This window comes from Agreia sp. VKM Ac-1783 (assembly GCF_900177765.1).
Taxonomy (GTDB): Bacteria; Actinomycetota; Actinomycetes; order Actinomycetales; family Microbacteriaceae; genus Agreia.
The window spans coordinates 192,897-199,633 of the sequence record NZ_FXWI01000006.1 but is presented as its reverse complement, the minus strand read 5'-3'; the positions used below and the strand labels follow the sequence as shown (position 1 = coordinate 199,633).

Annotated in this window: 8 protein-coding genes; 5 read left to right on the top strand and 3 right to left on the bottom strand. The window is 66.5% G+C overall.

Annotation, left to right across the window (positions count from 1 at the left end; translation table 11 throughout):
• On the top strand, positions 1-495 hold a 495-nt coding region (locus CCK87_RS18420), incomplete at its 5' end, for an MFS transporter (protein ID WP_349290003.1).
• 190 nt (positions 496-685) lie between these two features.
• On the opposite strand, the gene CCK87_RS17935 is transcribed toward CCK87_RS18420, so the two are convergent.
• A complete protein-coding gene (locus CCK87_RS17935; protein WP_086462771.1) occupies positions 686-2,185 on the bottom strand; it encodes an MFS transporter in 1,500 nt (499 codons plus the stop codon).
• Positions 2,186-2,302: 117 nt separating this feature from the next.
• Here CCK87_RS17935 and CCK87_RS17930 point away from each other — a divergent pair, with 117 nt between their 5' ends.
• The 4 genes from CCK87_RS17930 (at position 2,303) to arr (ending at position 5,272) form a co-directional block, all read left to right on the top strand.
• On the top strand, positions 2,303-2,959 hold the full coding sequence (locus CCK87_RS17930; protein WP_212638263.1) for a TetR/AcrR family transcriptional regulator: 657 nt from the start codon (positions 2,303-2,305) through the stop codon (positions 2,957-2,959).
• A gap of 144 nt (positions 2,960-3,103) precedes the next feature.
• Positions 3,104-3,568 (top strand): hypothetical protein, encoded by a 465-nt coding sequence (locus CCK87_RS17925; RefSeq protein ID WP_212638262.1) that lies wholly within the window; start codon positions 3,104-3,106, stop codon positions 3,566-3,568.
• The gene (locus CCK87_RS17920; protein WP_086462770.1) at positions 3,565-4,734 is read left to right on the top strand and encodes a zinc-dependent alcohol dehydrogenase; all 1,170 of its coding nucleotides are present in this window, start codon (positions 3,565-3,567) and stop codon (positions 4,732-4,734) included. Before CCK87_RS17925 ends, CCK87_RS17920 begins: the two co-directional genes overlap by 4 nt.
• Before the next feature lie 127 nt (positions 4,735-4,861).
• Positions 4,862-5,272: an NAD(+)--rifampin ADP-ribosyltransferase gene (gene arr, locus CCK87_RS17915; protein WP_086462769.1), complete on the top strand. Its 411-nt coding sequence runs from the start codon at positions 4,862-4,864 to the stop codon at positions 5,270-5,272.
• A gap of 26 nt (positions 5,273-5,298) precedes the next feature.
• Here the strand turns inward: arr and CCK87_RS17910 are convergent, their stop codons facing one another.
• Complete coding sequence (locus CCK87_RS17910; protein ID WP_140162922.1) at positions 5,299-5,748, bottom strand: hypothetical protein; 450 nt, start codon at positions 5,746-5,748, stop codon at positions 5,299-5,301.
• 67 nt (positions 5,749-5,815) lie between these two features.
• Positions 5,816-6,700, bottom strand: a complete 885-nt coding sequence (locus CCK87_RS17905) for an SDR family oxidoreductase (protein WP_086462767.1) — start codon at positions 6,698-6,700, stop codon at positions 5,816-5,818.
• Between the last annotated feature and the right edge of the window lie 37 nt (positions 6,701-6,737).

Below are 6,737 nucleotides of genomic sequence, written 5' to 3'. Positions count from 1 at the left end.
GCCACCAAGCTGCTGTCAACTGTCGGACCACGTCCGCTTCTGATCGTCGGCCCGCTCATCTCCGCTGCAGGCCTCGCCTATCTCAGCCTGATCACGCCCGACGGATCGTACTTCGTGCAGGTCATGCCCGCGCTGATCGTCGTGGGAATCGGCATGGCAATGATCTTCGTCCCGCTGCAGAACCTCGCACTCACGGGCGTCGCACCACACGACGCGGGCGCCGCTTCGGCAACCCTGAACTCCGCTCTGCAGATCGGCGGGTCCATCGGCCTGTCCATATTCACCGCCCTCTACGCCTCCACGGTCGCTGGCTACGACGGTGGCGGGTCGCAGCTTGACGCCTTCACGAGCGGCTATTCCATCGCGTTCATCGCCGCGGCCATTGGGCTGGTATTGGCGTCGGTCATCGCCGCCCTCCTCATTCGTGGCACGAAATCGGAGCTCCTCCCCCAAGACACGGACGCCGCGACCGCGACCCAGGTTCCCGTGCACTAACCCGCGCGGCGGGGGCCCGTTCATCCATCCTCGCGAACCTCGAATGAAACCGACCCGTCCGATCGAAGCTCTTGCGGCGACGACGTCCGAGCCACTGCCGTCGTGCGGCACCGAGTTGCAGAAAATGGCCGCCTCCCCTGGGAGGGAGGCGGCCATTTCGCGCAACTCGATCAGCCTCAGGCCACGTGATCTACTTCGTGTCGGCGTCGGCCTCGGCAAAGTCATCGACGCCCGCGTCCGTGGCTTCACGACAGCGCGCACGCAGCGACGGGGCGACGAGCGCCGCGAGGATCGCGAGCACTCCGACTCCGGCCGAGGCCCAGAACCCGATCGTGAATGCCTCGTCGGTCGGGGCACCTTGGGCGGTGACGTTCGACGAGAGCAGGGCGGCGATGACCGCGGTTCCGATGCTGCTTCCGATGGTCCGGATGACCGTGTTCGCACTGATCGCCTCGCTCGTCTGGGCGGCGGGAACGCTCTCGACGATCGCGTTCGACGTGGCCGCGAGCGCCATACCGATACCGACTCCGGTCAGGATGCCCGAGACCAAGATCTGCCACTCCTCGGCGTGACCGAGCGCGGGAATGATGAACGCGACCGCCACGGAGACACCGCCGATGATCATGGGGATCTTCGGCCCGATCTTGCGGATCAGGATGCCGGCGGCCACGCCGGACAGCACCATGGCCACCACGGTCGGCAGCAGATAGAGCCCCGACTCGCTGACCGACTTGCCGAAGCCGTAACCGAGCACGCTGGGCAGCTGAAGCAGCGTGGGCACCAGGATGAAAGTGCCGAACATCGCGAAACCGAAAGCGAGCGCCACGATGTGCGCGGTCCACACGCCTCGGTGCGTGAAGAGGCGCACATCGATCAGCGGCTCCTTCACGCGCAGTTCGACGAACACGAAGACGACGATCGCGACGGCCCCGAGAATCAGCAGGCCGATGGTCTTGCCGTCATCCCACCCCCACTTCTGCCCCTCGCCGATGGCGAGCAGCAGGGCCACGAGACCGACAGACAGGATGCCGGTGCCCACCAGGTCGAGACGGCCGGGCGAGCGCTTGGTCGACTCGGGGATTCCGAAGATCGCGCCGAGCAGGGCGATGACGACGAGGATGGCCGGCAGCCAGAACAGCCAGTGCCATGAGAGCGCCTCGACGATCGGGCCGGCCGCCACGATGCCGACTCCTGCGCCGATGCCGAAGATCGCCGAGAGCAGACCGATGGTCACGCTGACGCGCTCCCTCGGCAACTCGTCGCGCACGATGCCGATCGACAGCGGCATGACCGCGCCGGCCGCGCCCTGAAGCACGCGGGCCACGATCAGCACCCCGAGGTTCGGCGCGAGCGCCGCGAGCACCGTGCCGACGAGCAGCAGTGCGAGAACGACGATGATCACCTTGCGCTTGCCGACCATGTCGCCGAGACGGCCGAGGATGGGCGTGAGTACCGAGGCGGAGAGCAGGTAGGCCGTGAGAACCCAGCTGGCATCCGAGGTGGCGACGCCGAGGTCCGAGCCGATCGTTCCCAGTGCGGGGGCGACCAGCGACTGCAGAACGGCGAACGAGAGCCCTCCGAGCGAGAGGAAGAGAACGATGGCCACCGAGCGTGAGCCCGGGGTCTTCGCGGCTCCCGCCGACTGGGCACTGATGGAGCCCGTGCTCGGGCTGTGGTCGGTGACAGACATGGATCTCCTCGATGTAAACGCTTGATGACTTATCGAGTATCCACCTCATGGATGATCTTTGTCAACAATCGTTTACTTGCGTCGTGACGCGACTACAGTGGGTGCGGGAGTTGATACATGAGCAGCAAGACGACGATGTCGCCACAACCTTCCGACATTCCGGCAGATGCCGATGAGGAGCTGATCCGCTCGGGTCGCGACGCCGCCCTGACTCGACGCGCGCTCGTCCGTGCGGCGCGACGACGCTTCGCGACCGACGGCTACCGTGCGACGACCGTTCGGACGATCGCGTCGGACGTCGGAGTGAACGTCGCCCTGATCAACCGCTACTTCGTGTCAAAAGAAGGGCTGTTCGAGGCGTGCATGTCGAGCACCTCAGACGAGCTCGACACCCAGGCCGCCAGGCCGTCGAAGAGCATCGACGAGGTGATCGAGCGCCTCGTCGAACACGTCGTCAACGCACCAGATCGTGACGATCCGCTTCAACTCCTGCTTCTCCTGCGTTCGTCGGGCGACGAGAATGCCGACCTCATCCGCCGCAGGACCCTGGAGCACTTCACCCGTCGACTCGCTGCCGCGGCGGGCTGGAGTTCTGACGACCCGGACTCCGCCGCCATCCTGCTGCGCGCCCAACTCGCGATCGCGACCTCGCTGGGCGTGGTGATGCTGCGAACATCGGCGGCCGTGGAGCCCGTGGCCTCCGCGAGCGCCGATGAGTTGGCCGAACCGCTCACCCGGGTGCTGCGAGCACTGCTGGCACCCACCGAGCGCTGAGACTCCCCCCTCTCCATATACGAGCCTCCTCGTTTCGGCGCAAGTCCTCGAAAGGAGAAAATCGCAGCGTGGTCTCCTAGATAGACGGTCGACCTCAGGACCCGCTCCGAGTGTCGCGCACGTCTGACAAGAGGAGGTACCGACGTGTCGAAGAGAACCGCCGCGGCGCTCATCGCCGCAGGAACAGCAGCCGCATCGGTCGCTGTCGTCGCTCGACGCCGATCGACGGATGCCGCCGGCTCACCAGACTCGAACGAGTCGAGATGGCGCGTGGTCACCATCGCCCGCCCCGAGGCCGAGGTCATCGTCGATGGCGCGCTCCCTGCGCCTCTCATCGAACTCGCCGATCTCATCGATGTGCGCACGAGCGCCGCGCCCGGCGACCGTGGAACCGAGCTGGCCGCGCGCATCCGACCGAACAGCGCCGCAGGCGATCACGGCGACAGGGTCGGCCAACTGCGCGCGGCGCTGCGCCGATCGAAGCAGTTGCTCGAGACCGGCGAAGTCGCCACCAACGAACCGCAGCCCGAGGGCCACCGGCCGGCGACGCCCGCCGGGCTTCTGGTCGACGCCCTCGCCCGTCGCTCGCCGGAGAAAGGAATATTGTGAAGGCGCTCTGCTGGACAGGAATCAACAAGCTCACCATCGAGAACGTCGACGAGCCCACCATCCTCAACCCGAGCGACGCCATCGTGAAGGTCACGATGACGGCGTCGTGCGGTTCTGATCTGCACCTCCTCGGCGGCTACGTCCCCGGCATGCGGGCGGGCGACATCCTGGGCCACGAGTTCATGGGCGAGATCGTCGCCGTGGGTTCGGGCGTCAGCGAACGCAAGGTCGGCGACCGGGTCGTGGTGTGCTCGTTCATGAGCTGCGGGCAGTGCTGGTACTGCACGAACGGTCTCACCTCGCTCTGCGACAACACCAATCCGCACCCCGGTCTCGGCGAGGGCCTCTTCGGCGCCCCCACCGGCGGATGCTTCGGCTACAGCCAGATCACCGGCGGGTTCGCGGGCAGCCACGCCGAGTACGTGCGGGTGCCGCACATCGACACGGGGGCTTTCCTCGTTCCCGACGGCGTCACCGATGAGCAGGCCGTCTTCGCCTCGGATGCCGTACCGACGGGGTGGATGGGCGCCGATCTCGGCGGGGTCAAGCCGGGCGACGTGGTCGCCGTGTGGGGTGCCGGCGGCGTGGGCCAGATGGCCGCTCGCGCTGCCATGCTGCTGGGCGCCGAGAAGGTGATCGTCATCGACCGACTGCCTGAACGCCTCGAGCAGGTGCGCAGCGTCATCGGCGCCGAGACGTTGGACTACTCCTCGGGCGAGGTGATGGCCGAGTTGCGCGAGCGCACGGGAGGCCGAGGCCCCGACGTCGCCATCGAAGCGGTCGGCATGGAGGCGCACAGCGAGCGGCCGGACTACGTCTACGACAAGGTCAAGACCATGCTGAAGCTCGAGACCGACAGGCCCACTGCCGTGCGCGAAGCCATCCTGTCTGCTCGCAAGGGCGGCAGCGTCTTCGTGCTCGGCGTCTTCGGCGGAGTCGTCGACAAGTTCCCGCTCGGCGCCGTGATGAACAAGGGACTCACCCTGCGCTCGGCCCAGCAGCACGGGCACCGCTACATCCCCATGCTGCTCGACCGCATCGCCGCCGGCGAGATCTCGACGGGCCACTTGGCCACGCACGTGATGCCGCTCGATCAGGGACCGCAGGGCTACGAGATGTTCAAGACCAAGGCCGATGGATGCGTGCGGGCGGTCTTCCGCCCGTAGTGGGCGGGCGGCGTCGACGCTTCAACAGGATGGATTGTCGACACGCCCTTGTCGGAGGGCAGAAACGCCGACTCGGAATGAATCCGTCCTGTTGAAGGATCGGCGGCGCAGTTCCTACACTGAGCCGATGAGCACTGCACTCGACGAAGGCCCCTTCTTTCACGGAACCAAGGCCGACTTCCGCGTCGGAGACCTTCTGACGGCCGGCTTCAACTCGAACTACCGCCCCGAGATCGTGATGAACCACATCTACTTCACGGCACTGAAGAACGGGGCCGGCCTCGCCGCCGAGCTCGCCGCGGGAGACGGCGCTCCGCGCGTCTACGAGGTCGAGCCGACGGGGGAGTTCGAGAATGATCCGAACGTCACCGACAAGAAGTTTCCCGGCAACCCCACCCGTTCGTATCGCAGCACAGCGCCCCTGCGGATCGTCTCCGAGGTGCTCGACTGGCCTCGGCTGACACCCGAGGAGCTGCAGACCTGGCACGACCGCCTGGCCGTCCTCCGCGCCGACGAGCGAGGCGAGATCATCAACTGACGCACATTCGCTCGGACCACCCGGAGTCAGAATGGCGGCGTGCGGGCCAGCCCAGGGTCACGGCCACCGCGCCGACTCACCCGACCGGAGAAAACGAAGCTCAGACCCGCGGCGATTGATGCCGATGCAAACGTCGGCCACAGCATCCAGAACCCGCTCAGCGCAGTCACTCCCAGGAGAGTGAGACCCAGCGCCGCCACCGCGATAAAGACACCTCCCGACCACAACCGAGTCTTGTCGGATATCGAGGCCGGCAACCGCCTCGTGAACAGGCCGGCGACGACGGCGATCACGAAGCACAGCACGAACGCGCCGATGCTGCCCATGGCAGCCAGCATGATGACGAACCCCCAGAAGCTCAGGTCCCCCGAAGTCAGAACGGCCGCGTGCACATTCGCCGCGACGAAGAAGCCCAGCGCGGCGCCACCCCCGGTCATTGAGGCGGCGACAATCACATTCGTCCACGAGCGGTTCATGCTGATACTCCCGATGCGGTAGGCCGAGCAGTGACGGCGGAGGCGGTTCACACGATAGCGGCACGGGTCAGTTCGCCGGATACTCCCCCGCCTCGAGGTCGGCGAGCAGGCTCGGGTGCGTGGGCTGCCACCCGTACGTCTCCCGGGTCCACGCGCTAGTCGCCGGCTGATCCATCGCGAAGATCTCCCCCAACGGACCGAACGACTCCGCGGGAACCTGCTGCACAGGCAAGCCGAGCTGAGCGCCGATGACCGTTGCGATCTCGAGCATGGAGTCTCCCTCGTCACCGACCGCGTTGACCGACGCTCCCGCCTCGCCCTTCTCCATCATGATCCGAAAGAGCGATGCCGCATCACGACGGTGCACCGCAGGCCACCGCTGTGTGCCGTCGCCGACATAAGCCGACACCCCCGACTGTCGTGCGGCAGCAATCAGGAGCCCCGCGAACCCGTAGGCCACATATCGCTCGTGCACCGAGCGCGGCAGGCGCACAGCCGAGGTGCGCACATCCTGAGACGCGAGATCCAGGATGCGGCGCGCATTGATTCCTCGGCCGCCGACCGGGCCGGTGGTCGACAGCGGGTCACTCTCGGTCGCCATCCGGCCGTTGGAGAAGGTCGTGCCCGACACGATCGAGAACGGCTTGCCGGTGCCCACGAGTGCGGCGCCGATGGTATCCATCGCGAGTCCTTCCTCTGCGATGCTGCGCTCGAGGTCGGAGAAGTCGTTGCTGAAGGCGAGGTGAATCGATCCGTCGGTCTCGGATGCGGATGCCGTCAACACGTCGAGATCGCCGAGTCCGCCGACGACGGCAGTGCCGCCCGCCGCCTCGACTTTGGCAGCGGATGCCTCGGAGCGGGCCAGGCCCAGAACGTCGTGTCCGTGTGACACCAGTTCCTCGACGACGGCCGATCCGATGGTGCCTGATGCTCCGGTGATGAAAATGCGCATGACCTGCTCCTAATCTGATGGGACTCTTGTCTCATCA

What these genes read in the sequence shown, in the direction of transcription:
- arr (WP_086462769.1), top strand. Translation starts at nt 4,862, where the DNA reads ATGAGCACTGCACTCGACGAAGGCCCCTTCTTTCACGGAACCAAGGCC.
- CCK87_RS17935 (WP_086462771.1), bottom strand. Translation starts at nt 2,185, where the DNA reads ATGTCTGTCACCGACCACAGCCCGAGCACGGGCTCCATCAGTGCCCAG.
- CCK87_RS17930 (WP_212638263.1), top strand. Translation starts at nt 2,303, where the DNA reads ATGAGCAGCAAGACGACGATGTCGCCACAACCTTCCGACATTCCGGCA.
- CCK87_RS17905 (WP_086462767.1), bottom strand. Translation starts at nt 6,700, where the DNA reads ATGCGCATTTTCATCACCGGAGCATCAGGCACCATCGGATCGGCCGTC.
- CCK87_RS17910 (WP_140162922.1), bottom strand. Translation starts at nt 5,748, where the DNA reads ATGAACCGCTCGTGGACGAATGTGATTGTCGCCGCCTCAATGACCGGG.